Raw genomic sequence first — 26,009 nt, 5'->3', positions numbered from 1 at the left:
AAAAATTCTGCTGCATTATTTTAGGCATTTGATAACTTTTATCGAAGAAAGTTATTGGTAGTCTTCAGTAGAGTGGTGAATTATGCACGGTAATATCTATCAGTTAAAGGTATTGATGCTGTTTTTGCATCGCGGAGTACTTTATCAGCATTCTTTTCGCTTAGGTACAGAAATAGAAGAAGCCAGAAAGTTTGATGACTTAGTGTTTGAATATACCCAGGGTAGTAAGAAAGCATACCGCTTTTTGCAGGCTAAACATACACAAGATGAAGATAATAGAAAAATTGAAGTAAGGGACTTACTTACAAAAGATAAAAATAGAGATGAGTTTAGGTTAGCAAAGTATTTCATCTCTTATCTAAAGATTAAAAATAATCAAGATTTTGCAGATGGTAACCTGAAAGATTTTATTATCTGTACTAATATCGATTTTGATCTGGATCAAAGTACAGCACAAAACACAGTGAGGAAATTGAAGGTAAAAACTTCAGGACCAAACGAGAAAATAGAAATTTTAGTTGAAGTAATCGACACTAGTGATGTCTTTTTTAAAGACGGTGGCACTAGATATAAGTTCTCTTGTACTCACGATAACATGATTTCAATAATGCAACCGACATTTAAGGGTGCTGTGGAAGAGACGATAAAAGAATTAGAAGAGGAGATAGAAAAACTTCAAAGTAAACCAGATCAGGACTCAAAAAGGAAATTGGAAAGAAATCAGACGTGGCAACGTGAATTTGGACGAATGATGAATGAAGGTAGGTGGAAGACAATATAAAAGAATTTTTTGACAAATTAGTATTTGCAGTAAATCAGCCTAATGAAATAAAACTAGCGGATATTATCAAAAGTGAGCTAGGTGAGCAATTTAATGATATTGACAGAAAAAATGTTTACGCTCGCTTCCAAGAAAAAATGCTAGATTGGCTGAAAGAAAAAGGGAGACGTTTTCTTACACATGAAGACGGAAGAGAATTCTTTCGCAAGATGAAAGAAGAAATCTTAGGAGGCTTTCGATTTGAGGTAAGAAACCCAGTAGGATCGTTTACTGGAAGAAAAACAGAGCTAGAAAAACTGCATGAGTCAATACAAGAGAGTCAAGGTGTAGCCACAGTAATATCGCAACTGGTTTCTATTAGTGGGTTGGGAGGAATAGGTAAGACTGAGCTGGCCAAAAAATATATTGAAGAACACAGTAAAGATTATGACAACAATATTATATGGATAAAAGCTGAAACCCATGAAACCATGGTGCAGTCTTTTCTCAGGTTAGCTAGAGATCCTTTAGGCATTCCTACAGAAGATAGGGATATTGAATCTATTGTAAGAGACATATACGCTTTTTTCGCCAAGAGAAAAAGTCTCTTTGTTTTCGATAATGCAGAAGAATATAGAAGTGAAGGTCAAGATGCTGGTATTAGTCAATTCTTACCGTCCCACTTTTTATCATCTGATGATAATAAACCTAGTGTTTTGATTACCTCTCGTAATCAGAAATGGGGAGATATAAAATCATTAACATTGGGTGCATTTACTGAACCAGAATCAATAGACTTTATTAGAAAAGCATTAGGTATAAAAGATGGGTCACAAGAAAATGAAATAAAGAATTTGGCAGAAACATTACAGCATTTTCCTTTAGCTTTGCAGCAGGCAGTTGCATACATAAAAGAAAGGGATATAGCATTAAAGAATGTAGGCTTGAAGTTTGAAATTAGTGATTATTTAAAGAGATACAAAGAGGAAGCAGAAAAATTACTTGATTTTAAGTTTCCTAAAGACAGCGACAATAGCTACACCAAGACAACTTTTATAACCTGGAGAATTACTATTGATAAAATCAAAGATAACCCAGAGTATGGTCAGCAAGCCAAAGAAATTTTGGATATCATTGCCTATATTGCTCCTGACAACATTCCTGCAAAAATGTTTTTAGGGGTAGAATGCAATGAAGAAAAGTTAGGTGATGCTATCCAACTACTTAAACAATATTCAATGATCAACTCAGGAGAAGAGCAAAGTTCAGTCAACGTTCACAGGTTAGTGCAGCAAGTAACAAGAATAGAGTTAGAAAAGCAAGGCAAAGAAAAAGTTGTGAAAAAGACTTTTGAATTACTGAAAGAAAGCTTTCCTTATGACAGTGACAAATTAGAAGATTATACTAAGAAACGACAATTATTACTACATTTAGAAGCGTTCTTATCACATATAGATAATTGGCTAAAAGAAAACCCTTTGAAAAAACAAACAATAGAGAAGGATTATCTAGGAGATTTATTAATATGGATGGGTGATGGATACCGTGACTTGGGTAATTCCAGAAGACAAAAGGAGCTGTTTGAACGGGCTTTAGTAGTTCAAGAGAAACATTATGGGCCTTATCACTTTCAAGTTGCTATAGCACGGGCAAACCTAGGTAACGCTTATGGGGATTTAGGTGATCATAAGAAAGAAAAGAAGTTACTTGAGCATGCTTTACCTATTCTTGAGAAACATTATGGACATGATCATTCTCAAGTTGCTATTATACTGATAAACCTAGGTAACGCTTATGGGAGCTTAGGCGATCCTCAGAAACAAAAGGAGTTGCTCAAACGGGCTTTAGCAATTCAAGAAAAACGTTATGAACCTGATCATTCTCAAGTTGCTATTATACTGACAAACCTCGGTATTGTTTATGGGGATTTAGGTAACCATGAGGAAAAAAAGGAGTTGCTTGAACGGGCTTTAGTAATTCAAGAGAAACATTATGGGCCTGATCATTTCCAAGTTGCTAGCACACTAATAAGTCTCGGTACCGCTTATAGGACTTTAGGTGATCCTCAGAAAGCAAAAGAGTTGCTTAGACGGGCTTTTACAATTCAAGAGGAACATTATGGTTCTGATCATTTTCAAGTTGCTATTACACTGATAAACCTCGGTATCGTTTACGGTACCTCAGGTGATCCTCAGAAGCAAAGGGAGTTGCTTGAACAGGCTTTACCTATTCTTGAGAAACACTATGGCTCTGATCATTTTCAAGTTGCCATTGCACTGACAAATCTAGGTAATGCTTATGGGGATTCAGGTAATCCTAGTAGGCAAAAGGAGTTGCTTGAACAGGCTTTACCTATTCTTGAAGAATACTATGGTTCTGATCATTTTCAGGTTGCCATTGAATTGGCCAATCTAGGTGATGCCTATGGAAATTTAGGTAATTCTCGGAAAGCAAAAGAGTTGCTTGAACGGGCTTTAGCAATTCAAGAAAAACATTATGGACCTGATCATTTCGAAGTTGCTAGAACATTAGTGAGCTTCGGTACCACTTATAGGACTTTAGGTGATCCTCAGAAAGCAAAAGAGTTACTTGAACAGGCTTTAGCAATTCAAGAGAAACATTATGGCCCCGATCATTTCCAAGTTGCTATCACATTGACAAACCTAAGTAACGCTCATGGAGATTTAGGCAATCTTCAGAAAGCAAAAGAGTTGCTTGAACGGGCTTTAGCAATTCAAGAGAAACATTATGAGCCTAACCATTTTACAGTTGCTATAATACTAAAAAACCTAGGCGGAACTTATGGAGACTTAGGTGATTCTCAAAAAGCTAAAGAGTTGTTTGAACGGGCTTTACCTATTTTTGAGAAACATTACGGTCCTGATCATCTTGAAGTTGCTAAACTATTGGCAAACCTAAGTATTACCTATGGGGATTTAGGTAACCCTCAGAAAGCAAAGGAGTTGCTTGAGCAGGCCTCATTTATTCTTGAGAAGCATCATGTCCATGATTACTTCTAAAGTCTATGGGAAATTCTAGGCCCCGCTTATGGGGCTTCAGGCAGTCCCCAGAAGGCACAAAAATTTCTTGAGCAAGCTTTGCCTGTTTTTGAGAAATATTATGGCCGTGATCATTTTAAAATTGCTAAAGTACGAGTGAGTCTCGGTAACGCTTACAAGGATTTATGTAACCCTCATAAAGCTAAAGAGCTGCTTGAAAGGGCTCTAGCGATTCAAAAGAAGCATTATGGGCCTGATCATTTTGAAGTTGCTAGAACACTAGCAAATCTAGGTAATGTTTACAGGGATTTAGGTAATCCTCAGAAAGCTAAAGAGTTGTTTGAGCGGGTTTCACCTGTTTTTGAGAAACACTATGGTTCTGGTCATATTCAAGTTGCTAAGCTACTGGTAAGCCACGGTGGCACTCATGGGGATTTAGGTGACCATAAGGAAAAAAAGGAGCTGCTTGAACAGGCCTTTCCTATTTTTGAAGAACATTACGGCTCTGATCATCCGGAAGTTGCCAAACTACTGGCAGACTTATGTGAAGTTTATGGTACCTTAGGTGACCACAAGAAACAACAGGAGTCGTTTGCACGGGCTGTATCTATCTTTAAGGAACATCAGAGCCCTAATCATTTCTGAAGTTGCTAAACTGCTGGCAGAATTAGACAAAGTTTAGGTTTTGAGCAATACTAGACTAACAACAACTCATTTGAGCTACACTTCCAAAACTAATCTGTTTGGATCTTCTATGTAATTTTTTATTTTAACGAGGAAAGTTACTGCTCCTTTGCCGTCAACTATTCTGTGATCGTAAGAGAGAGCAATGTACATCATAGGTCTGATTTCTACTGCATTACCAACAGCAACTGGCCTGTTTTGTATTGAATGCATTCCAAGTATTCCAGATTGCGGAGGGTTTATTATCGGAGTGGAAAGAAGTGAACCGTATACTCCACCGTTTGAGATGGTAAATGTTGCACCTTCCATTTCTGATACTTGTAATTTACCCTCACGAGCTTTTTTGCCAAGAGCAACTAAAATCAACTCAATTTCTGCAAATGACATCTGATCGGCACCCCGAATAACTGGTACAACAAGACCTTTATCGGTGCCAACAGCAACACCTACGTCATAGTAATGTTTATATATGATTTCATCGCCTGAGATTTCAGCGTTAATTTCAGCAATTTCTTTCAATGCTTGCACTGCTGCCTTTATAAAAAACGACATAAAACCAAGTTTTATTCCATATTTTTTTTCAAAGGCGTCCTTATATTTTGCTCTTAGATCCATGACATTTTTCATGTCAATTTCATTGAACGTGGTCAGTATTGCAGCAGTATTTTGCGATGCTTTCAAACGAGCGGCAATTACTTGCCTTATTTTGCTCATTTTTACTCGTTCCTCTCTTTGCTCTCCATTTACTACACTTTTTGGCAATTCATATTGTTTTATTGCAGGTTGTTCAGCTTTGTTCATATGGCCTATCACATCTGCTTTTGTTATTCTGCCTCCCATGCCAGTTCCTTTGACGCTTTCTGCACTGATTGCATTTTCTTCCATAATTTTACGAGCTGATGGAGCATCTTTTTTAGCAGCACTTTCGCTTTTATCTTCTTTTCTCGCTTCCTCTTTTACTTCTCCCATGGAAAGCTTTGCTAACAATTGATCAGGACTTATTACATCATCTTCTTTTATAAGAAATTCAGTTATTTGCCCTGAAGCTTCTGCAGTTAATTCGAGTGCTGTTTTGTCAGTTTCAATTTCAAAGATCAAGTCATCTACTTTTACTGCTTCTCCAATACCCTTCTTTATTTTTACTATACCTTCTGTAACTGATTCACCACCAAGAGTTTTTGGTGCTCTGATTTCTATAATTTTGCTCATAAAACAACTTCCGTATAAAACTTTCTATAGATTTATACATGAAAAGAGACATGTAATAAACTAATAAATTCATTGAGGCTCTTATCATTTAGAAGTGACAAACGGATAACATATTCCCAAATGTCATTCCAGCACGTGATGCTAGGCCATAAAAATTCCTTGACAAGCTTTGTGAGCCCCCCTATCATGGTACTGAAGCTATTTATTTATCTTCGCAATCTGTGCAGGTTAATGACAAAAAACTTAGGGTATTTGGCGTCTCATGTTTAATTTTTCGCACTACGTGCATCGCATGTCTTTAAAAATTTTTAGGTTTTTACCTATATAAGCCGAAACGCGCTTACAAAGCGTTTAAGACAGCAAAAAACGTCAAATTGACAAGGGAGAATTTGAATGCTAGCTACTACGGGGTTTCTTTGCCTTTTTTCCTGCTTAGTAAATTTCTTAAACACTTGCGGTGTAGGTTAGTTGCAAGTTAAAAGCAGCTAAATCGCTCTTAATCAAGCGTTTTAGAATAAAAAAAACGCCGATATTTTAGTACGTAGTAAATGGCCAACCACCACGGGGCTTCTTTTGCCTTTTTTTTCGCTTGGTAAATTTTTTAATATTTATAGCTAAACGACAACCGTCATCCCGCTGCTTGTTAGCGGGATCTAGAGATACCGTGACGGTATGACGGTTCGCGGTGGTATGACGATAAGGTTTATACCTTGTCATGCAAGTAGCTTGACACTAGAATCCAGTAAGCTTATTTATGCATATAAAAGGTTATTATTTTGTAAAGGCAAAGTTGCTTTTGGTTTTAAGTTAAAGTACAATAAATGCAAAGGCTCATATAAACTGGATCCAAGTAGTCAGCTACTCGGATGACATCAGAGAGAGGGTAACCGAAGTTCATGCGATACACGTTACCGAAGTGTTTAAATAATTAATTAGGTTAAGGTTTGGTATTCAAACAGTCGTACATATGCTAGTCAAAATAGGTACCAGAGGAAGCAAGCTTGCAGTTGCCCAGGCTTTGGAAGCAAAACAAAAGTTGCTGGACTCTTTTCCTAACTTATCTATTGAAATTGTTAAGATAAAAACTTCTGGAGATAAGTATGCAAACGCAAATCTTGCTGAAATAGGGGGTAAAGGATTATTCATTAAAGAAATTGAGGCTGAATTGCTCGAAAATAATATAGATATGGCAGTTCATTCGTTAAAGGATGTGCCTGCGTTTTTCTCAGGGGGCTTAACAATTCCTTGTGTTTTAGAAAGGCTAAGTCCATGCGATGCGTTTATTTCTCATAAACACAATAGCCTTGAGTCTTTGCCACAACAGGCTATTATTGCCACTTCTGCAATAAGAAGAAAAGTTCAGTTACTAAATTTTAGACCAGATTTAAATATAGTACCGTTACGTGGAAATGTAACAACTAGATTGCAAAATCAAAGTTTTGATGGAATAATTTTAGCTGAAGCAGGGCTCATAAGATTAGAAAAACATCACTTAATTACAGAGGTATTGCCACCAAAAGTTATGTTAAGTGCAGTGGGACAGGGAGCGATTTGTATTCAATGTAGAAGGAATGATGTAAAAATTATCGATCTTTTAGAGAAAATTAATAATAATATGTCTTTTATAAGAGTGAAATCAGAGCGCAGTTTTATGAAGACAGTGAATGGTTCATGTTTTACACCACTTGCAGCTTTGGCTGAATATGTGAGCGAAAATATGCTACATCTTCGTTGTATGTTGGCAGATGAAAAAAATATATACTTCACTGAGCGCACTTCATTTATAGAAGATGCGGAGAAAATGGGTATGGATGCAGGGTTAGAGTTGAAATCAAAATGCTTATAAGCTTACCTAAAGTACGTGGAGTCTATCGTTATGACATCTTAATGTCTAAAGCAACGTGGTTAAATGTCGGTGGACGAGCTGATATATTATTTAAACCACGTGATATTGAAGATTTAACATGCTTGATTAAAAACACTGAGTTGCCAATCAACGTTATCGGTGCAACATCCAACATAATAGTGCGGGATAGTGGCATTCGAGGAATAATAGTAAAATTGGGTAAGGAATTTTCATATATAAAAAATAAAGGTAACAACTCCATTGTTGCAGGTGGTGCTGCGCTGCTCAGGAACCTTGCTTACTTTGCAGGAGAGCAACAAATTAGTGGACTTGAGTTTCTAGTTGGAATTCCAGGAACAGTTGGTGGCGGAATAGAAATGAATGCAGGTGCGTATGGTAGTGACATCGCAAGCGTTGTACAATCCATAAAAGCAGTGAATCTAGAGGATGGAAACCTATATGAGTTCTCCAGCGAAGAAATGGGGTATTTTTACCGTGGACATAGCCTAAAAGGAAATTGGATTTTTGTTGAAGCTGAGTTTAAAGGAGTAAACTCAGAGTATGAGCTTATACTGCAAAGGTTAAAGGAAGTTATTGAGAGGAAAAATAAAAGCCAGCCAATAAGAGGAAAAACTGCTGGGTGCATATTCAAAAATCCAAAAAACTACCGAGCATGGGAGTTAATTGATAAATCTGGCTGCCTAGGGTTAAATATTGGTGGAGCTAGAATCTCTAAGAAACATTGTAACTTCTTGCTCAATTACGATAATGCAACTGCATCTGACTTGGAAAACCTTGGCAACAAAGTAAAAGATGCAGTAAAGGATAAATTTAATGTTGAACTTGAGTGGGAAATAAGGGTTTTGGGTAGCTATTAGATAGTTTTTATAGCTTATGTATATTCGTTCAGGAGAACGGCAAATAAGGTAGACAAGTAATCTAAAAAAATAATCATAGAGAAAACGTGAGGTAATGTGGTTAATCTTGTAGAACTTTGCAAGAATCTAGAGAGAAAAATAGCAAAGTTATACCAATTCTCATTATTAGTGAATCAAATAAGCGATATTGCAGAGTTATTTAATTGTGGAGTGAGAAAGAAAGGCAATAGTATGGCTTTTTTTCCATTGTTGCCTATCCGTTTGTTGTGCAGTGGGAATTGGTATTAGCTGAACGGACACTATTGTTATACTATATCTTATATACAATTGTGCAATATGGATAATGGCAACAAATTTACTAACGAAATTCAGTGACTTATGATTGATAATTAAAGTTCTTAATTAGTAATTGTTCACACTTAATTCTTCAATCTCACTAATAGAAAGGCCAGTAAATTTGACAATAGTGTTAACATCAACATTATTAGCCAGCATTGCTTTTGCGACTTCAATTTTCCCTTCAATTTTGCCTTCCTCTTTACCGATTTTGATGCCTCTTTCTTCGCCAATTTGGATGCCTTTTTCAGTAGCAAGATCAAGTCTGTATTCAAGAATGGCTTCTTCTTTGCGTAGATCCATTATTCTTTCCTCGTAAGCTACTAAATCTTTTTCATTCCAGCTAAACCTGTCTAATTCATCGTAGGCTAACTTTATTATCGGTGCTTTTTCTGCTATTTTCCTTAAGTCTTCTTCCGTAGTTTCATCTGCATATTTGAAGAAAAATAACCAACGATCCACTATGCTTTCTAGCTGTTCTTCCTTATTCTTAGGAAATTTAGGTAGTTCAATAAATACAAATTGAAAATCTTTTAAGTCATGCTCATTGGTTTTCTCATCTCTTATAGTGTGGCTGGATATATAATCAACTTCTTCAGGAAGTAAGTTACAATTTGATATAGCAATAAAGAAGATTTTCTTTAAATCAATGTAGTTGCCAGATTTATCTAATTGTCTTGAGTAAGCCTTAGCAGCATACAGTTGAGCTCGTTTTTCGAAACCTTTATCGCGAGTAAGCTGCATTTCAATCACATACCTGGCCCCACTAGAATCCCTGCAAAGAACATCAACTATACTTTGTTTATCAGATGCAATTTCAGGATCCATTATAGTACTGAGGAATTCCACTTCTTGTATAGTATTTATCTCAGTAAACCCTAAAATATCATTCAAAAAATGTATGAGAATATTCTTATTTTTTTCAGTGCCAAATATTTTTTTGAAGGTCAAATCCAGCTTAGGGTCGAGAAACTTAGATAAAGCCATAGCCAAAGTGCTTAAAAATATTAATAATTATACACTATTATTAACAATTATTCAACCATATTTTTGAAGATAGCTATGCCGCCGCGAACCGTCATACCGCCGCGGTATCTCTAGATCCCGCTAACAAGCAGCGGGATGACGAATTACTTAACCGTCATACCACCGCGAACCGTCATACCGCGATTCATTCGCGGTATCTCGGCATAGATTCCGCTAACTAGTAGCGGAATGACGATTGTGTATCGTGTTTTGCTAAAAATCACAGAATGCAGTCTGGTTACCTTAATTAGAAGTTTAGCTTTAACTTTAAATGGACTACTCAACCGTGACAGACTTAGCTAAATTTCTTGGACAATCTGCATCTAACCCTTTTTTTGCTGCAGTAAAGTAAGCAAGGAATTGCATAGCAACACTGTAGATGATTGGAGAGATAAAATTATCAGTGTCTGGAAGTTGCACCACATCTGCGCAAACTCCCCTTAGGAATGGCGCTCCTTGTTTATCACTGAAGGCAATTACTTTGCCTTTTCTTGCAATAATCTCTTGTATATTAGATAGCGTTTTAAAGAATAAATCATCATAAGGGATAATTGCTATAACAAGCACAGTAGAGTCTATTAAAGCAATAGAACCATGCTTCATTTCTCCCGCTGCAATACCAATGGTATTGATGTATGAAAGCTCTTTTATTTTCAATGCGCCTTCCATTGCAACTCCGTATGAACTTCCTCTGCCAATTAAAATAACGTTATTGTGTTCTAATATGCTGCCTGATATATGTTGTATTTTCATCACATTTAAAACATGCTCAACATACTTGGGAATAGAGTTAATAGCGTTGCTTAGCTGTTTTATTCTCTCTCCACCCAGTATACCTTTTATTTTTCCAAGCTCCGCGGCAAAGCATGCTAAAGTTGCAAGTTGCGCAGAAAAGGTTTTTGTTGAAGCAACACCAATTTCTTGCCCAGCAAGAGTATGTAACACAATATCTGAGATCTTTTCAATGCTGCTGCTAAATGTATTAGTTATACTTATGATTGTTTGCTTCTGTGATTTCGCATAACGCAGCGCTTCTATGGTATCTGCAGTTTCGCCAGATTGAGAGATAAATAACCCAATGCTGCCTTCTTCCAGCTTGACGTTGCTATACCTAAATTCTGATGAGATTTCTAGATATACTCGAACTTGAGCGACATTTTCCAGCCAATACTTTGCTATTATCCCAGCAAAATAAGATGACCCGCATCCAACTATAGTAATGTAACTCAGCTCAGAAAACAATTTTTTGTTAGCAAATATTACCTCTTTATATTGCTTGTAAAATTGATTTATTGTTTTGTTTAATGCACGCGGTTGCTCAAAAATCTCTTTTAACATGAAGCTAGGGTAACCATTTTTGCTAATTAGAAAATCACTTGGACTACTATTTTCTATACTGCGTTTAACTTGTGTACCATTGTTGTATATACTAACTCCACTAGATTTTATCACTGCAATGTCATCATCTTCCAAATGCGATATTTTTTCCACAAATGCACTTAAAGCATTAGAGTCAGATGCAGCAAACACTGTGTTACAGCTATAGCCTATTGCTAAAGGCAAATTTCTCTTCGCAACAAATAAGGCGTCTGGATATTCTGCAAATAATAAGACCAAGGCAAATGAGCCGTGTAGGTTGTTTAAACACTTAAATAGAGAATCAACTGGCGACAATCCTTCATCGAGATATAAGGTTAGCATGTTTGGTATGATCTCTGTGTCAGTGTCAGTATGGAATGACATGCCCCTTTCTTCTAGGCCCTTTTTTAGCAGACTGTAATTCTCAATTATGCCGTTATGAGCAACAACAACGTTATTTGTACGAATGGGGTGAGCATTTTTAAGGCCTGGGACTCCATGTGTAGCCCAGCGAGTATGTGCTATACCAACTGTACTGTGAGACATATTGCTGTCATCAACAACTTCACATAACCTTTCGACTTTACCTTCTGATTTTTTGACTTCTATCTTACCTTCGTTATTTATGATTGCTATACCTGAGGAATCATATCCCCTATATTCCAATTTTTGTAACCCAGTTAGTAAGGTTGGTATTACTGAATCACCGCTACTTACTACACCAAATATTCCGCACACAAATGGATCACCAAACAAACTTTTTTCTAAACATGTTAAGCATTTTTGCCTTTATTACTGGTTGATTTATATTCTTTTTATCATTCTTTCGATTTTACCTTTTTAATTGGTTTAGCTGCTACTTTTTGAGTTTCTTTGCTTAAAACCTCAGATATAGCGGACTTTAGAACTTTTATCTCAACTTTTGGTGCTATTTCTATTATAAATTGTGCATTTGCCTCATCAACTTTATTAACTTCACCTATTATTCCACCAGAAGTAATGACTGTATCACCACGTTTTATTTGATCTATCATCTTTCTATGTTCTTTTAGTTTTTTTTGTTGCGGGCGAATAATGAGAAAATAAAATACCACAAATATTAAAATCAATGGAGTAAAACTAGCAAAAGATGCGCCGATACTTGATGTATTGCTAGTTGCATCTGCTGCAAAAACTTCAGAAATGAGCATATTTAATCCTAATTGTTAATGATAAAAACAAACCTATTTAAGTATTAATTACAATACCATGCCATGTCAAGTTTGGTGAAGGCGTTTCTCAATACCGTCAATAATACTGCGAATTCTAAGTTATGCTAAAACTAATATGGCGGGAGTGATGAGACTTGAACTCACGACCTCATGCGTGACAGGCATGCGCTCTAACCAACTGAGCTACACCCCCCTATATTTCTTTTTAGCGTTTTCGGGCTTCAACTTTAAAGCTAATAAACATGTTGCCCTTTGTCAATATTTTTTGTTTGCGCTTTGCTGTCTTTTCTATTACTATGTAAATAATTTAATTTCACACATGGCTTGTACAAGTAGTCCCATTAGGGTTATGCCATGGAAGGTAAACTATTTGGAGGAATGATATATGACAAATTTGCCTAAAGTCACTGTGCGTGATTTAGCTGAATCTGGTGTACATTTTGGTCACAAAATTAGTCGCTGGAACGCAAAAATGGCTCCATACATATATGGAGTGCATCAAGAAAATCGTATACATATAATTGATTTGCGAAAAACACTACCATTGCTACAGGTGGCCATGAAGGCTTTATATGACGTTGCATTTCAAGGTGGTCGCATTCTATTTGTTGGTACAAAGTTTCAAGCTTTTGATATTATTGCAAGTGAAGCGATTCGTTGTGGTCAATATTATGTGAATCATCGTTGGCTTGGTGGTATGCTTACTAATTGGGGCACTGTTTCTTCTTCGATAAAAACCTTGATGCAATATGAGAAAATATTAAATGACGAGGATAGCATTTTAACAAAGAAAGAATTGGGAAACATTGAAAAGAAAAAGCAAAAGCTTGATAAGGCGCTTGGCGGTATTAGAGAAATGGGAGCAATTCCTGATATCTTATTCATCATTGATACTAATAAAGAGCATATAGCGGTTAAGGAGGCTAAGAAGTTAGGAATTCCAATAGTTGCAATACTTGATACTAATTCTGATCCAGATGGTATTACTTATCTAATACCTGGAAATGATGACTCAAGAAAATCAATAGAGCTCTATTGTAAATTAGTTACCGACTCTATATTAGCTGGAATAGAGTCTAGTCTAGCAAAATCTGGAGTTAAGATTGATGATATAAGGGGTGATGAGTTTATTCAAGAAAAAGAAGATGGTATTGTGCAAACTAAAAGGAGACGTAGTAAAGTTTACAAAGAAGAAGAAAGGGAGGTAGTAACAAATGAAGATTAATCCAGATGATATAAGAGAATTACGTGATAGAACAGGGCTTGGCTTAAGTGACTGTAAAAAAGCATTGGAAGAATGTGATGGTGAAATCAAGAAAGCCGTTGATAAGTTACGTACAATAGGTCTTGCTAAAGCTGACAAAAAATCTGATAGAGTAGCTTCAGATGGGCTCGTTGCTATGTGTTTGACTGAAAATTGTGGTGTATTGATTGAACTCAATTGCGAAACCGATTTTGTTGCAAGGAATGAGAAATTTATAGAGTTAGTTTCAAATTTAGCATCAATTGCTCATCAAGAACGCTGTACTAGCGTTGATGAGTTAAAAAATGCCAAGTATGAAAGCATTGGCACAGTGCAGGAAGCTATTATGAATGGTACATCAGTTCTTGGTGAGAAGCTAGAGTTAAGCAAGCTTTGTTACTTAGAAGCTAAGGATGGAGTTATTGCTGGCTACGTACATGGTGATGTGTGTGGCTTAGGTAAGATTGGTGCTTTAATTGAATTGCAATCATCTGGTGATAAGGCGAAGCTACAAGAGATTGGGAAACAAATAGCTATGCATGTAGTTGCTATGAAGCCTGAAGCTTTGTCTATAGATGATTTAGATCAAATGAAGTTGAAAAATGAACGTTCTATAATTGAAGAGCAAGTGAGGGGCTTAAATAAACCTGAAGAAGTAGCAAAAAAAATAGTAGATGGACGAATGGCTAAGTACTATGAAGAAGTTGTTTTACTAGAACAAAAGTTCATAAAGGATGATAAAATGAAGGTTTCTGATTTTATAAAATCAAGCGAGATGAGTGCTATTAAATTATCTAATTACAAGTTACTTGTTTTGGGTGGTGCAAACTAAATGGTAAAAAATGTTTCCCTCAATAAATGAAAAAAGCGAAATAAAATATTCCAGAGTGTTATTTAAAATTTCTGGTGAAGCTTTAATGGGGTCACAGTCTTTTGGCTATGATATGGGAATAATAAGCCAATTGTGCAAAGATATAGCTGATATTAACAGGCTTGGAGTTCAGGTATGTATTGTTGTTGGTGGTGGTAATATCTTTCGTGGCACATCTGCGTCTTTAAGTGGCTGTGAAAGAGCAAGTAGTGATTATATTGGAATGCTTGCAACTATAATCAATGCTTTAATTTTACAAAACTTTTTAGAAAAAAATTTAATAGCTTCTAGGGTATTATCTGCAATACCCATGGCCACTGTATGTGAACCTTACATAAGAAGGAAAGCTATTCGTCATTTAGAAAAAGGTAGAGTGGTAATTTTTGCAGCAGGCACAGGCAACCCATTTTTTACTACAGATACAGCTGCAGCCTTACGTGCTGTTGAAATGAATTGTGATGTTATTCTAAAGGGTACGCAAGTAAATGGTGTATACTCCGCTGATCCGAAAAAAAATGAGGATGCTGTAATGTATGATAGGCTTTCTTACACGGATTTATTGACTCGTGATTTAAAAGTTATGGATGCATCAGCAATTTCACTTGCTCGTGAGAATTCTATTCCAATTATAGTTTTTTCTTTGAAGGGAGAAAAAATAGTCAATATTATTAAGGGTCAAGGTACTTATACTATAGTTTCAGATTGTAAACATTAGGTAATTTATGTTAAATGAAATAAAAGCTAAAACAAAAGAAAGAATGCTAAAAACTATTCAGTCCTTTCATGATGATATTAAAGGCGTACGCACTGGTAGAGCTAGCGCATCGTTGCTTGATGGTATAGTTGTAAATATCTATGGTGGACATCAAAAGTTAAATCAGGTTGCAGGTGTTTCGGTTATAGATAACAAAACTCTATCAATTAAAATTTGGGATATTAATGTTGTCGGTGAAGTGAAAAATGCTATATTAAATGCCAACTTGAATTTAAATCCTGTTGTTGAGGGCAATACCATACGTATAGCTCTTCCGGACTTAACACAAGAAACCCGTGAAAAATTAGTGAAATTATTGCATCAGTTTGCTGAAAATGCACGGATTGCCATTAGAAATATACGTAGAGATATTATGGAAGAAACAGAAAAAATGAAGGAAAATAAAGAAATCTCAGAAGATGATTTTCATGGTGCTAAAAAGGAAATACAAAATATTACTGATAATAATATAAAAAAAATTGATGGTGAATTGTCCATCAAAGAAAAGGATATACTGAATCACTAAATGATATGGAGAAAGCTTACATAGCAAATGATGTCATTCCAGTGCTTGACACTGGAATCCAGTCTTTACTATACAACTATCTGATGCACTTGTTTGAAATCAAATTTCCTGGATCCCAGTGTCGGAGCACTGGGATGACACCAATTTTGCATTCAAGTATCAACTATTGGTGTCACTACAGTAACTCTCTTCCTGTCATGCAAGTAGCTGACACCTTCCAGGTGTCCATTGAAATCCAAAAAATTTCACTCAAGTCAAAATTAGGTTAAATTTAAATGTTGAATCAAGAATCTTTACCGAAACATTTAGCAATTATTATGGATGGTAATGGTAGATGGGCAAACAATCAAGGAAGAGTAAAAATTGATGGTTATAAAAAGGGCAGTGAAGTTGCATACGATATTGCCAAGTATTGTACGGACCTAACCATACCCTACTTAACTTTGTATGCATTCTCTATGGAGAATTGGCTTAGACCCAAAAACGAAACTGACTGTCTATTTGATTTATTTTACTCCGTTTTAACTAATGAAGATAAAGTCAATTTCATTTGCAACTGTAACATTAAGTTGAATTTTATTGGCAATTTAAGTCTGTTATCCAGTAAAATATTGGATCAAATTAAAAAAGCAGAAGAAATGACACATAAGAACGATGGTTTATTACTCACTGTGGCAGTCAGTTACGGAGCAAAGCAAGAAATTACACAAGCTATAAGCAGTATTATAAAAGAAAATATTGCTTATGTATCAGAAGAGGAATTTGAAAAATTTCTGTATACTAAAGATTTGCCAAAATTGGATTTATTAATTCGCACTGGCGGCGAAAAAAGGTTAAGCAACTTTTTATTATGGCAAGCAGCTTATGCTGAATTGTATTTTTGTGATACTTTATGGCCTGATTTTTCTTGTCAAGATTTGAGTAAAGCATTAGAAGATTATACAAAAAGAGAGAAAAAATATGGTAGATAATAATTTTATAATGAGAATGTTGTCCTCAATAGTAATATTATTCATATTTTCCTTTGCTACATATTTTAGTGATTTATCGTTTTACCTATTGATTTTTTCAATAGCAGTTTTATCTTCTTTTGAATGGTATAATCTAACCCAAGGAAATAAAATTTTATACGTTTTTGCATTATTATTGATTGCACTACCAAGCGCCTCATTAATATATTTATATAATCTACCACAGGGAAAATACGCATTAGTATGGTTCGTCTTAACCATTTGGGGAATTGACGTTACTGCCTACCTATTTGGCAAGAATTTTGGTGGAGCTAAAATTTGCCCAATTCTTAGCCCTGGAAAAACTTGGACAGGACTTCTTGGTGCGATTTTAGCTGGAGTAGTATGCACAATTTTTGGATCAATATTTTTTGGTCTATTTTCAATTTTTTATTCTCCAATCATTGGCCTTGGAATTGCTATTCTAGCGCAACTTGGCGATTTCACTGAGTCGCTTGTTAAAAGAGCTTACGGTGTTAAAGATAGTGGAAATATGATACCTGGCCATGGGGGAGTGCTCGACCGTATGGACAGTTTCATTTTTACTGCCCCTCTTATTGCTATTTACATAAGCTAAGTCTGCAGAAGTGCCATTAGAGCTCATCCCTAGTCAGCTCCCCAACCGCTTCTACAGTGCAGTCATGGACAAACGTCTTTTCACAATAAGGGCAGGCTATTTCCTCTTCTTCTCCCATATCTAAATATATTAATGGATGGCCGGAACCCTCATCATTCTCATCACCATGACAACAAACTTTTCTATTATTAACCCTCACTTTTGACATGCTGCTCCTTTAGCTTATAACATTTTATATATTGAATATACCCATTCAGAAATAAAAAACAACAAGCACTATTCTCCATTTTTTATCCTATTCAGGTTAATCAATTCGTTTTGAACACCTTTTGATACAAATTTGCTAACATCTTCTCCTAATCTTGCTATTTCCTTTACAAAGCTTGATGAGATAAATTGAGTATCTTCAGAAGCGGGAAGAAATATGGTTTCGATTTCAGGAAGAAGTTTATAATTTACCCAACTCATTTGAAACTCGTAATCAAAATCCGACACTGCTCTTAATCCTCTAATAATAACAGAAGCATTCTGCTCTTTGGCAAACTTCACTAGCAACCCATTAAAAGATATAACATCTGCATCAATTCCTAGTCCTTTGATTTCATTTTCAGCCATGCTTGTGCGTAGCTTTGTGTCAAAGGCAGTATGCTTATTAACGTTTTCTGCAACTCCTATTATTAATTTATCGACTAGTTTACACGCTCTTTTGATTATGTCAATATGCCCAAAAGTTATAGGATCAAATGTGCCAGGGTAGATTCCTATTTTGTCATTAATGTTCATCCTTTATTTTTATAAACTACTTTAAAAACTTTTGATAGACATAATAACATTTTTTATCTAAAAATAAAAGTATACAGTTGGCCTGATAGCTCAGTTGGTAGAGCAAAGGACTGAAAATCCTTGTGTCGCTGGTTCGATTCCTGCTCAGGCCACCTTCTCTTTCTTACCAAATTTACCTTTTTGTTGTAAAACGTTCTATAATATGTTATGATATTGATATAAGTGTTGAGAGGGTAAACTATATGTATAGATATTATAGCAGAATATTTAATATCTTATTAATTATAGTTCTATTATTAAGCAATATTACTTATGCTGGCGTTAGTGAAAAACCGGCATCTCAACATGTAACCAGAAAAGAAGAACCAGCGTCAACTGTCTTGACAGCAGAAAATACAGTAAATAATGACATAGTTGTTGGTTTGTTGAAAAAGGAAGGAGCATTTGGGCGTGAGGTATCTCAAATTTATGAGATATTCAATAATTTTGGAGTTAAAACCGTACTCATTGATTACAATAAAATAATTAACCTAACAGGAATCCAAGAAAAGTCGCTTATCTTTGCAAAACAAGATGAAGTGTTGGCGCTAGCACTAGACCGAATAAAAATTGAAGTTGCACGATTCATTAAAGAGCAAAAGATAAATAGAATATTTATTCTAAATGATCTTCATCAGCCAAAAACTCGCATTGCTGATTTTTACAACGATCTTGCTACTAAAGCAATTGTAAAAATAGTAGATGACAATCCTGCAATTCATTTACTTGGCATATGTGGTGGGTTACAAGACATTATGCGTGCAAAAGGAATTGAAGTAGCGGGTTATGAAAGACAGCAAAAGACCCATTTAATGTCAGCGCTTAATCCAAAGCAGGAAGATGTGCCTTTACAACAGATAAAGATTGTTCCAAATAGTCGTTTAGCAGAAGTAGTAGCTAAATTCCTAATACCTGATGAAAATGGTTGGTTTTCAACATATTTTCCAGATGCTCATTCAGGAGCAGTAAGTAATACACCAGAAAATAGAAGAAAATTGGAGTCACTTGGATATAAAGTTGCAGCATTTTCCAGTGAGGGGGTAATAGAGGCTATTGAAGATAAGCATGGTAATGTTCACTTTCAAAGTCATCCAGAAGCCCTTGTTGTGAAGTCAGATAAAAACCTCTATTTATCAAATCACAAGGAACGTCAAGTGTCTACACTAGTTGCTATAGCGATTATGAATGATTTTCTTTATCGTGCTTAATGGCTATAGCTTTAGGCTTACCGACGGTTTGATAAACGATAGATTTGTCATGTATCCGTTCAGGCAATGGCGTCAACTTAAGGAAAAATATCAGCGATAGTGTATAAAATTTCTCTCCAAATTTTTTATCATTAAATTATCCAAAGAGTCCAAGGGACAGCACTTTTGTTTCTATTTTATTGCAACAAAAAAGTTTAAAATGTGTCTTTTTTAGGTGAGGCATGCAAAAAGGAAAAGATCTTATCTTACAAATTAAAAATGCAATATACTCGAAAACTTTTCAGAAAATCCATTGTGTTGAGTTTTACACGAACAAGAAAACTTCCTTTTTCGACAGTATTTTCTATGATTTTAAAGTTAGTTAAAAAAAGTTTGGGAATAGAATGTGAACTTATGGAGCCATTGACATGTACCCTCAAAGCAAGCTTTTTCTAAAGCAAGGTATAAGATTTGCCATACAGGCTTTCAAGAATTTAAGCATCCAAACAGCCTATCAGGATGAACCTGAGTTGGAGAGGCTATAGACTTATTGCAGCAGATGGTTCTGGTATGAGATTACCCAGCTCTGGGGAAATTGTATCCGAGTTTGAACCAAATGGAAACTGACCTTACCCAGAAAAAGTGGAGAGAAAGTTTGGAATGTTTTTCACAAAGAGAATGATGAATCAAAATGCTCAGGAATGCAATAGTTAATAGTGACGTTGTTTGTTATAAAAAATTTCTATGTATTCAAATATTGCAGTTCTAGTTTGTTGAGCAGAGTGTTGTGAAGTATCAATAAGTATTTCTCTTTTCAATGAGCTAAAGAAGCTTTCCACAACAGAATTGTCGTAACAACAACCTTTATGACTCATCTATGTTTTTTATGGATAAGAGATATTGATAACCTTGCGAAGTATATTGTGAACCTTGATCACTATGTAATAGTAGATTTTTGGCAGGTTTACGCTTGTTAACGGCCATTAATAAAGAGTCCATAACCAATTGTTTATTTATTGAACTGCTCATTAACTACCATGCGTGAATATAGATCGATTATTGTTGCCAAATATAGCCATCCTTCTTTGGTTTTTATATAAGTAATCCCATACTTTATTTGGTTGATCGACAATAAAGTTTTGGTCTAATATATTGGGAGCTACTGTCCGTTTGTTGTTTCTTAATTTTAAATTTTCTTCTCAATATAGCCTGAATACCATTTTTCTGCATAATACTTTGCACTGTTTTTAAGTTGCAACTTTTACCCAAAGCCTTTAATTCAGCATGAATTTTAGGAGCTCCATATCTACATTTAGAAGCTTGATATATTTTTTGAATATCTGCTAATAACTCTTTATTTGCTGATTCTCTACTGCTTATTTTCCTTGTAGTCCACTTATAGTAGCCACTAGCAGAAAACCCTACATAATTCCTGCACTTTATAGTGTTTACTATGCTCTTTTATGAAAAAATATTTTACTCTTTTTGACTGGCCAGGGCTTTTTTTAAAATGTCTCTTTCTCTTGTTACTTTTGCTAACTCTTTCTGTAAATCAAATCTCTCTTTGTCATAAGGTGCTACATCTGGAAATGCATTTGCCGCTGACTTTTTTCGTTATATTTCTTCATCCATTTTCCTAATACACTATCCCTTATTCCTAGATCTCTTGCTACTTTTGCAACTGGTTGACCTACCTTTCTTTGTTCATTTGCCAGCTTAACAGATTCCAATTTAAATTCTGCCGTATATTCTCTTGCCATTTCTAATCCTCCAAAATTTTATTTTACCCGAAAAAACTCCTTTCTTTCTCTCCACTTTTTCTGGGTAAGGTCAGTATGGGAAAAGGTGAAAGATGTACTAAAAAACCCAGAGATGATAAAAAAGGAATACCAACGTAGAGTATTAGAAAATAAAAATGATGAATCATCAGAGAAAAAGTTTGCAAGAAGAGAAAATCAAATAAAAGAAGGTATCGAAAAATTAATGGAAGATTATTATAGTCAAGAAAATGCAGGAGAGAAAGGATATATAAGCGAAGAAGAATTTAAACAGACAATGAGAAAAATGAAAGAACGCTTACAAGGGATAGAAGAAGAGAAAAAAAAGGTAGTTGATCAGAAGGCAGTAGAAAAAGGAATAAGTCTTATTATAAATAGCATAAAGAATTTTTATTCTAGTGTAAAATCGAACCTGGAACAGCTAGATTGGCAAACTAAGCGCGGCATTATTAAAGCATTAATAGGACAAATTAACATTGGTTGTGATCAGGTAGAAGTAGGATTTCAGATCGAAGAACCAGCACAGGATGGGGGAATTCTTAATTTGTATCATTGTACTACACATCATAATAAGGGGGTTGGCAAAATGTGTCAAGCAAGTTTTTTCGTTTCTATAAATCTGGATTTCAGCGTTATGCGCTGGAATGACAACGTGAGGTAAATTTTTCAACATCCCAAAATTACAGAATTCAGTCTGTTTAATTAAGTGTGAACTGTTACACGAAAATTTTGTAAACAGATTAATATACCCTGTTTTTGCTATTCATCTAAAAATGGAACCATAGAGTACGTTGAGGAGCGTAAGCAAATTTTAATGCAAAAATTACTATCAAAAAATAGATTATGCAAGAGGTCTAATTATTCTGCCGCAATTTTGCTCTATCACACTTGCCACATTTAATATTCCAGCTTCATCATAATAATTTCCAATCACTTGCAAGGCAAGTGGTAAACCCTCATTGGAGAGCCCAACAGGAACAGAAATAGCAGGCAATCCTGCCAGACTTGCCGGCACAGTAAACACATCATTGATGCACATAATTAACGGATCTGGCTTTTCATTTAAGCCAAAAGCTTCTGTTGGAGCAGATGGCACAAGTATGTAATCTATTTTTTCAAACGCTTTTATAAAATCATTTCTGATTAATGCCCTAATGCACTGCGCTTTTTCGTAATATTCATTATAATGACCTGAAGAAAGCGCATAAGCGCCAATTAAAATTCTTCTTTTCACCTCTTTACCAAAACCTTCTGCTCTTGTTAGTGAATACATTTCTTCAAGGGTATCAGCATCAACCCTTAATCCATAACGCACACCATCGTAACAAGCAAGATTGGATGAAGTTTCAGCAGAACAGATTAAATAATAGACTGGTATTGCATATTTAGTATGTGGCAGAGTAATGTCAACAACTTCAGCGCCATTTTCTTTTAAATAGGAAGCAACTCTTTTCCAATTATGAACTATTTCCTCTGAAATTCCATCCATCCTATATTCTTTTGGTATACCAATACACTTACCCTTGACATCACCATTTATAAAGCTAGAAAATTTAGGCACTGGCTTTTCGCTCGATATTGAATCTTTTGTATCATAGCCACAAATTGCTTCCAGCATTAATGCTGAATCAGAGACAGAACGAGTAATGACTCCTGCTTGATCCAGAGAACTCGCAAATGCAATCATACCAAAACGCGAGCATCTTCCATAAGTTGGCTTTATTCCAACTACTCCACAATAAGCTGCTGGTTGGCGTACAGATCCACCGGTGTCGCTCCCTAACGCTCCAGCGCATAAAAATCCAGCAACCGATGCTGCAGATCCACCAGATGATCCACCAGGAACAACTTTTTCCCCATCACTTTTTCTAATCCACACATTTTCAACAGGGCCAAAATAGCTATTTGTGTTCGCAGAGCCCATAGCAAATTCATCCATATTAAGCTTACCGAGCATGGCTGCTCCACTTTTTAAAAGCAAGTCAGACACCGTAGATTCGTAAGTCGGAACGAAATTTTCCAGCATTTTTGAGCATGCTGTTGTTTTTATTCCTTTTGTACAGAATAGATCTTTGATGCCAACTGGTACACCCATGAGCGGCGAGATTAAATCATCCTTTTGCCTAGAGAAATGTTCATCTGCAGCTTTAGCAGCTTTCATTGCTATCTCTGGGGTTTTTGTTATAAATGCATTTAATTTCTCATTTTCAACCGCGCTGATGTGCGCCTCTACGAGTTCAACGGCAGAAAAACTCTTTTTTTTGAGCCCGTCATGCATTTGTGTAATACTTAACTTTCTTAGTCCATTCATCAATATTTAATTTTTAGCAAGACGTTGATTATAACATGGCACGATAAAAAATCCATACATTTATAGTTACAGCTAGAAATGTAGCTAAGGTAACTTAGATTCACCGATAATCGTCATCCCGCTACTTGTTAGCGGCTAAGAGATACCGCAGCGGTATGACGTAGAAGCTATACTTTTATACTCACCAACTCAGTATCCAATCCGGATTGTATCTTAAAAAGGTCAAAAGACTATAATAAGCAAAGGAGTGATACTGTATCTGAGTGAAAATCGTTGAGATCCCAGTGTCTGCTGCTTGCATAGCATTTATTTACAAAAAAATAGTCATGCAAGAGACTTTGCTTGGATATTTGATATAATTTAGGTCTATTAAAGCAAAAAATACTAACATGAATGAAGTGATAACATTTGGTTGTCGTCTAAATTTTTACGAGAGCGAGTTAATCAAAGAAGCATTAAAAAAAGCAAAGAGAGAAAATGTTGTTGTGGTGCATAGCTGTGCAGTGACAAACGAAGCAGAACGTCAGGTAAAGCAAAAGATACGTAAGATTTACAAAAATGATCCAAATAAAGAAATTATCGTAGTTGGTTGTGCTGTTCAGTTGGATCCAGAAGTTTACAGTAGCATTCCTGGTGTAAGTAAAGTGCTCGGTAATCAAGATAAGCTAAAAGCTGAAAATTACTTACTAAATGACGATAAAATCTTGGTCAGTGATAACCAAGTAGAACCTGTTCTAATTAATGAATTTGAAGATAAGTCAAGGGCATTTATTGAAATTCAAAATGGTTGTAATCATAGCTGCACATTTTGTTCAATTACTGAGGCAAGAGGGAATAATCGATCTGTGCCAATAAACAGTATTATAGAGCAAATCAGGATCTTTGTAGAAAATAGATATCAAGAAGTAGTGTTTACAGGGGTTGATATTACTGACTTTGGTACAGATTTGTTGGGTAAGCCATCACTTGGTTCAATGATTAGGAGAGTTTTAAAGGATATACCAGAGTTGAAGAGGCTAAGACTTTCCTCTATCGATGTTGCTGAAGTTGACGACGAATTAATGGATTTAATAGCTAATGAGTTAAGACTTATGCCTCATTTACATTTGAGTCTACAATCTGGTAATAATTTAATACTAAAGAGAATGAAGCGTCGTCACAACAGAGAACAAGTGATAGAATTTTGTCATAAAATGAAGAGCTTGAGGCCTAATATAGCATTTGGCGCTGATATTATTGCTGGATTTCCAACAGAAACTGATGAAATGTTTCAGGATACAGTTGATTTACTGAAAAAAACAAATATAGTTTACCTACATGCTTTTCCATATTCAGAGCGGAAAAATACACCTGCTGCACGAATGCCACAAGTACCAGAGAATGTGCGTAAAGAACGAGTAAAAAATTTAAGAGAAGTAAATAAAGAAATTATGAGCAGTTTTTGTCAATCCTTGATCAACACTAAGCAAAGTGTTCTGGTTGAGCAAAATAATGTCGGTAGAGCAGAAAATTTTGCATTAATAAAGCTTGAATCAAGAGCGCAAGCTAAAAGTATTGTGAAAGTTAATGTTACAGGCGTAGAGAATAATTATTTAATTGGAAATACTCTTTCTTAATTTTTGTACATTAAAGAAATATATGATATGATGGTTATACTATAAATGATAATTATGGGTTCATTTGTGATAACTAAAAGATCTATTACTTTATTTTTGATTTTAATTTCATGTGTCTATTTTTTTATTACTTATATCGGTAATTATGTACACGTTGAACAAGTTATTGGAACACAACTCTTAAAACTAGAAACGGACAATAATGAAGATGTAATGCATTCTAAAGAGGTTACTGAAAAAGAAGTACTAACAGAGGATTTAAAATATCAAGAACCTGAAAATAGTCCTATTGAACAACCTTCTATTCTCCAATTAGCTGATCAGAAAAATATGTGGTCACGTATTGCAGATCAAGCTGAGCCTACAAAAGAAAAATCAAAAAAACTTGATTTTTATGTTAGCGCTAACGGTGGTAAGGTATACCATGATAATTCAGAAATATTTGTAAAGGGTATAAAGGCAATAGGGGAGAGAGTCCTAACTTTAGTTGAAAGTCATTATGGTTTTATAATAAAAAATATAGTGGCAGATGAAATTAAAAGTATACAGCAATTTGATGGTAAAATTGATTTCCAGTGGTTTAGCAGCATGTCTTTAGGTTACTATGCTGGAGAAAATGGTAAAATTGATTTTGAAGCCGCGTATTCTATAGCCAATATTGAAGATAGTAATTCTCCTCCGGTATTTGATAAATCAGCAAGTATATTTGCGTTTTTGTTAAACTTCTATTATAATCCCAGCGTTCAGGATACACAATTTGCTCCGTACATCGGTCTTGGTATAGGACCAACAGTTTTTAGATTAAAAAGGATTAATGGGTCACCCCAAAATTCAATGCCACTGAATGTTCCTTGGTTTGCTTATCAAATAAAACTTGGTGTTGATTATTCAATAATCCCAGAAATCAAAACCTTTCTCGGCTATCGTTACTTTAGCGTTCCGATACCTGTTGCAGATGACATATCTACTCACAATATTGAAGTTGGTTTGATATTTAATTTTTAGT

Annotated in this window: 25 protein-coding genes, 2 tRNA genes and 2 pseudogenes; 20 read left to right on the top strand and 9 right to left on the bottom strand. The window is 35.3% G+C overall.

The window, feature by feature from the left end:
- Positions 1–82: 82 nt before the first annotated feature.
- Genes ONI09_RS05150 through ONI09_RS05140 form a run of 3 tightly spaced genes read left to right on the top strand, consistent with a single transcriptional unit; the run spans position 83 to position 4,404 of the window.
- Positions 83–781, top strand: a complete 699-nt coding sequence (locus tag ONI09_RS05150; RefSeq protein ID WP_265013878.1) for a hypothetical protein — start codon at positions 83–85, stop codon at positions 779–781.
- The gene (locus tag ONI09_RS05145; RefSeq protein ID WP_265013877.1) at positions 766–3,780 is read left to right on the top strand and encodes a tetratricopeptide repeat protein; all 3,015 of its coding nucleotides are present in this window, start codon (positions 766–768) and stop codon (positions 3,778–3,780) included. Before ONI09_RS05150 ends, ONI09_RS05145 begins: the two co-directional genes overlap by 16 nt.
- A 12-nt stretch (positions 3,781–3,792) precedes the next feature.
- Positions 3,793–4,404, top strand: a complete 612-nt coding sequence (locus ONI09_RS05140; RefSeq protein ID WP_266406914.1) for a tetratricopeptide repeat protein — start codon at positions 3,793–3,795, stop codon at positions 4,402–4,404.
- Between the two features lie 75 nt (positions 4,405–4,479).
- Here the strand turns inward: ONI09_RS05140 and odhB are convergent, their stop codons facing one another.
- The gene (gene odhB, locus ONI09_RS05135; RefSeq protein WP_265013875.1) at positions 4,480–5,652 is read right to left on the bottom strand and encodes a 2-oxoglutarate dehydrogenase complex dihydrolipoyllysine-residue succinyltransferase; all 1,173 of its coding nucleotides are present in this window, start codon (positions 5,650–5,652) and stop codon (positions 4,480–4,482) included.
- 672 nt (positions 5,653–6,324) lie between these two features.
- Between odhB and ONI09_RS05130 the strand changes: the two genes are divergently transcribed.
- From ONI09_RS05130 to ONI09_RS05115, 4 genes are all read left to right on the top strand, one after another.
- On the top strand, positions 6,325–6,522 hold the full coding sequence (locus ONI09_RS05130) for a hypothetical protein (RefSeq protein WP_265013874.1): 198 nt from the start codon (positions 6,325–6,327) through the stop codon (positions 6,520–6,522).
- Positions 6,523–6,619: 97 nt separating this feature from the next.
- Positions 6,620–7,498 (top strand): hydroxymethylbilane synthase, encoded by an 879-nt coding sequence (hemC, locus tag ONI09_RS05125; protein ID WP_265013873.1) that lies wholly within the window; start codon positions 6,620–6,622, stop codon positions 7,496–7,498.
- Complete coding sequence (murB, locus tag ONI09_RS05120; protein ID WP_265013872.1) at positions 7,489–8,376, top strand: UDP-N-acetylmuramate dehydrogenase; 888 nt, start codon at positions 7,489–7,491, stop codon at positions 8,374–8,376. Before hemC ends, murB begins: the two co-directional genes overlap by 10 nt.
- Before the next feature lie 96 nt (positions 8,377–8,472).
- The gene (locus ONI09_RS05115) at positions 8,473–8,664 is read left to right on the top strand and encodes a hypothetical protein (protein WP_006279936.1); all 192 of its coding nucleotides are present in this window, start codon (positions 8,473–8,475) and stop codon (positions 8,662–8,664) included.
- Between the two features lie 114 nt (positions 8,665–8,778).
- Here ONI09_RS05115 and ONI09_RS05110 read toward each other — a convergent pair whose 3' ends face one another.
- From ONI09_RS05110 to ONI09_RS05095, 4 genes are all read right to left on the bottom strand, one after another.
- Entirely contained in the window at positions 8,779–9,699 is a 921-nt protein-coding gene (locus ONI09_RS05110) for an Rpn family recombination-promoting nuclease/putative transposase (RefSeq protein ID WP_265013871.1), read from the bottom strand.
- A gap of 315 nt (positions 9,700–10,014) precedes the next feature.
- Positions 10,015–11,835 (bottom strand): glutamine--fructose-6-phosphate transaminase (isomerizing), encoded by a 1,821-nt coding sequence (gene glmS / locus ONI09_RS05105; RefSeq protein WP_265014436.1) that lies wholly within the window; start codon positions 11,833–11,835, stop codon positions 10,015–10,017.
- Between the two features lie 80 nt (positions 11,836–11,915).
- Positions 11,916–12,287 carry a preprotein translocase subunit YajC gene (yajC, locus tag ONI09_RS05100; protein WP_015589055.1) on the bottom strand — a complete coding sequence of 124 codons (372 nt, stop codon included), beginning with the start codon at positions 12,285–12,287 and terminating at the stop codon, positions 11,916–11,918.
- A 137-nt stretch (positions 12,288–12,424) separates the two neighbouring features.
- Positions 12,425–12,501, bottom strand: a tRNA-Asp gene (locus ONI09_RS05095).
- Between the two features lie 192 nt (positions 12,502–12,693).
- Between ONI09_RS05095 and rpsB the strand changes: the two genes are divergently transcribed.
- Genes rpsB through ONI09_RS05060 form a run of 7 tightly spaced genes read left to right on the top strand, consistent with a single transcriptional unit; the run spans position 12,694 to position 17,289 of the window.
- Entirely contained in the window at positions 12,694–13,533 is an 840-nt protein-coding gene (gene rpsB / locus ONI09_RS05090) for a 30S ribosomal protein S2 (RefSeq protein ID WP_265013870.1), read from the top strand.
- Complete coding sequence (gene tsf / locus ONI09_RS05085; RefSeq protein ID WP_265013869.1) at positions 13,523–14,383, top strand: translation elongation factor Ts; 861 nt, start codon at positions 13,523–13,525, stop codon at positions 14,381–14,383. The genes rpsB and tsf overlap by 11 nt, the downstream gene beginning before the upstream one ends.
- A gap of 10 nt (positions 14,384–14,393) precedes the next feature.
- A complete protein-coding gene (pyrH, locus tag ONI09_RS05080; RefSeq protein ID WP_007549204.1) occupies positions 14,394–15,137 on the top strand; it encodes a UMP kinase in 744 nt (247 codons plus the stop codon).
- Between the two features lie 7 nt (positions 15,138–15,144).
- The gene (gene frr, locus ONI09_RS05075) at positions 15,145–15,702 is read left to right on the top strand and encodes a ribosome recycling factor (protein WP_007549203.1); all 558 of its coding nucleotides are present in this window, start codon (positions 15,145–15,147) and stop codon (positions 15,700–15,702) included.
- Positions 15,703–15,707: 5 nt separating this feature from the next.
- Positions 15,708–15,971 (top strand): hypothetical protein, encoded by a 264-nt coding sequence (locus ONI09_RS07010; RefSeq protein ID WP_039964055.1) that lies wholly within the window; start codon positions 15,708–15,710, stop codon positions 15,969–15,971.
- Between the two features lie 6 nt (positions 15,972–15,977).
- Positions 15,978–16,673, top strand: coding sequence for a polyprenyl diphosphate synthase (uppS, locus tag ONI09_RS05065; RefSeq protein ID WP_265013868.1), 696 nt, complete (start codon positions 15,978–15,980; stop codon positions 16,671–16,673).
- The gene (locus ONI09_RS05060; RefSeq protein ID WP_265013867.1) at positions 16,663–17,289 is read left to right on the top strand and encodes a phosphatidate cytidylyltransferase; all 627 of its coding nucleotides are present in this window, start codon (positions 16,663–16,665) and stop codon (positions 17,287–17,289) included. The genes uppS and ONI09_RS05060 overlap by 11 nt, the downstream gene beginning before the upstream one ends.
- A 16-nt stretch (positions 17,290–17,305) precedes the next feature.
- On the opposite strand, the gene ONI09_RS05055 is transcribed toward ONI09_RS05060, so the two are convergent.
- On the bottom strand, positions 17,306–17,497 hold the full coding sequence (locus ONI09_RS05055; protein ID WP_006279326.1) for a zinc-finger domain-containing protein: 192 nt from the start codon (positions 17,495–17,497) through the stop codon (positions 17,306–17,308).
- 68 nt (positions 17,498–17,565) lie between these two features.
- Complete coding sequence (gene coaD, locus ONI09_RS05050; RefSeq protein ID WP_015589048.1) at positions 17,566–18,072, bottom strand: pantetheine-phosphate adenylyltransferase; 507 nt, start codon at positions 18,070–18,072, stop codon at positions 17,566–17,568.
- A gap of 79 nt (positions 18,073–18,151) precedes the next feature.
- Between coaD and ONI09_RS05045 the strand changes: the two genes are divergently transcribed.
- From ONI09_RS05045 to ONI09_RS05035, 3 genes and pseudogenes are all read left to right on the top strand, one after another.
- Positions 18,152–18,224: transfer RNA gene (locus ONI09_RS05045), tRNA-Phe, on the top strand.
- 90 nt (positions 18,225–18,314) lie between these two features.
- Positions 18,315–19,319 carry a gamma-glutamyl-gamma-aminobutyrate hydrolase family protein gene (locus tag ONI09_RS05040; RefSeq protein WP_253303203.1) on the top strand — a complete coding sequence of 335 codons (1,005 nt, stop codon included), beginning with the start codon at positions 18,315–18,317 and terminating at the stop codon, positions 19,317–19,319.
- Between the two features lie 221 nt (positions 19,320–19,540).
- Positions 19,541–19,919: pseudogene (locus tag ONI09_RS05035) on the top strand (IS4-like element ISWosp8 family transposase); the annotation flags it as partial.
- A gap of 46 nt (positions 19,920–19,965) precedes the next feature.
- Here the strand turns inward: ONI09_RS05035 and ONI09_RS07110 are convergent.
- Positions 19,966–21,058 (bottom strand): annotated as a pseudogene (locus ONI09_RS07110) (IS3 family transposase).
- A gap of 85 nt (positions 21,059–21,143) precedes the next feature.
- Between ONI09_RS07110 and ONI09_RS05015 the strand changes: the two are divergent.
- Entirely contained in the window at positions 21,144–21,737 is a 594-nt protein-coding gene (locus ONI09_RS05015; protein ID WP_244226866.1) for a hypothetical protein, read from the top strand.
- 180 nt (positions 21,738–21,917) lie between these two features.
- Here the strand turns inward: ONI09_RS05015 and gatA are convergent, their stop codons facing one another.
- Positions 21,918–23,387, bottom strand: coding sequence for an Asp-tRNA(Asn)/Glu-tRNA(Gln) amidotransferase subunit GatA (gene gatA / locus ONI09_RS05010; protein WP_265014435.1), 1,470 nt, complete (start codon positions 23,385–23,387; stop codon positions 21,918–21,920).
- A gap of 389 nt (positions 23,388–23,776) precedes the next feature.
- On the opposite strand from gatA, the gene mtaB reads away from it, so the two are divergent.
- Together mtaB and ONI09_RS05000 are read left to right on the top strand one after the other, a co-directional pair.
- Positions 23,777–25,003: a tRNA (N(6)-L-threonylcarbamoyladenosine(37)-C(2))-methylthiotransferase MtaB gene (gene mtaB / locus ONI09_RS05005; RefSeq protein ID WP_265013866.1), complete on the top strand. Its 1,227-nt coding sequence runs from the start codon at positions 23,777–23,779 to the stop codon at positions 25,001–25,003.
- A 66-nt stretch (positions 25,004–25,069) separates the two neighbouring features.
- Positions 25,070–26,008, top strand: a complete 939-nt coding sequence (locus ONI09_RS05000; RefSeq protein WP_265013865.1) for a P44/Msp2 family outer membrane protein — start codon at positions 25,070–25,072, stop codon at positions 26,006–26,008.
- Position 26,009 lies beyond the last annotated feature (1 nt).

The sequence above is a fragment of the Wolbachia endosymbiont of Drosophila pseudotakahashii genome (assembly GCF_026015925.1).
Lineage (GTDB): Bacteria > Pseudomonadota > Alphaproteobacteria > Rickettsiales > Anaplasmataceae > Wolbachia > Wolbachia pipientis.
Note: the sequence above shows the minus strand (reverse complement) of the source record. Positions and strands in the feature narration are given on the sequence as shown.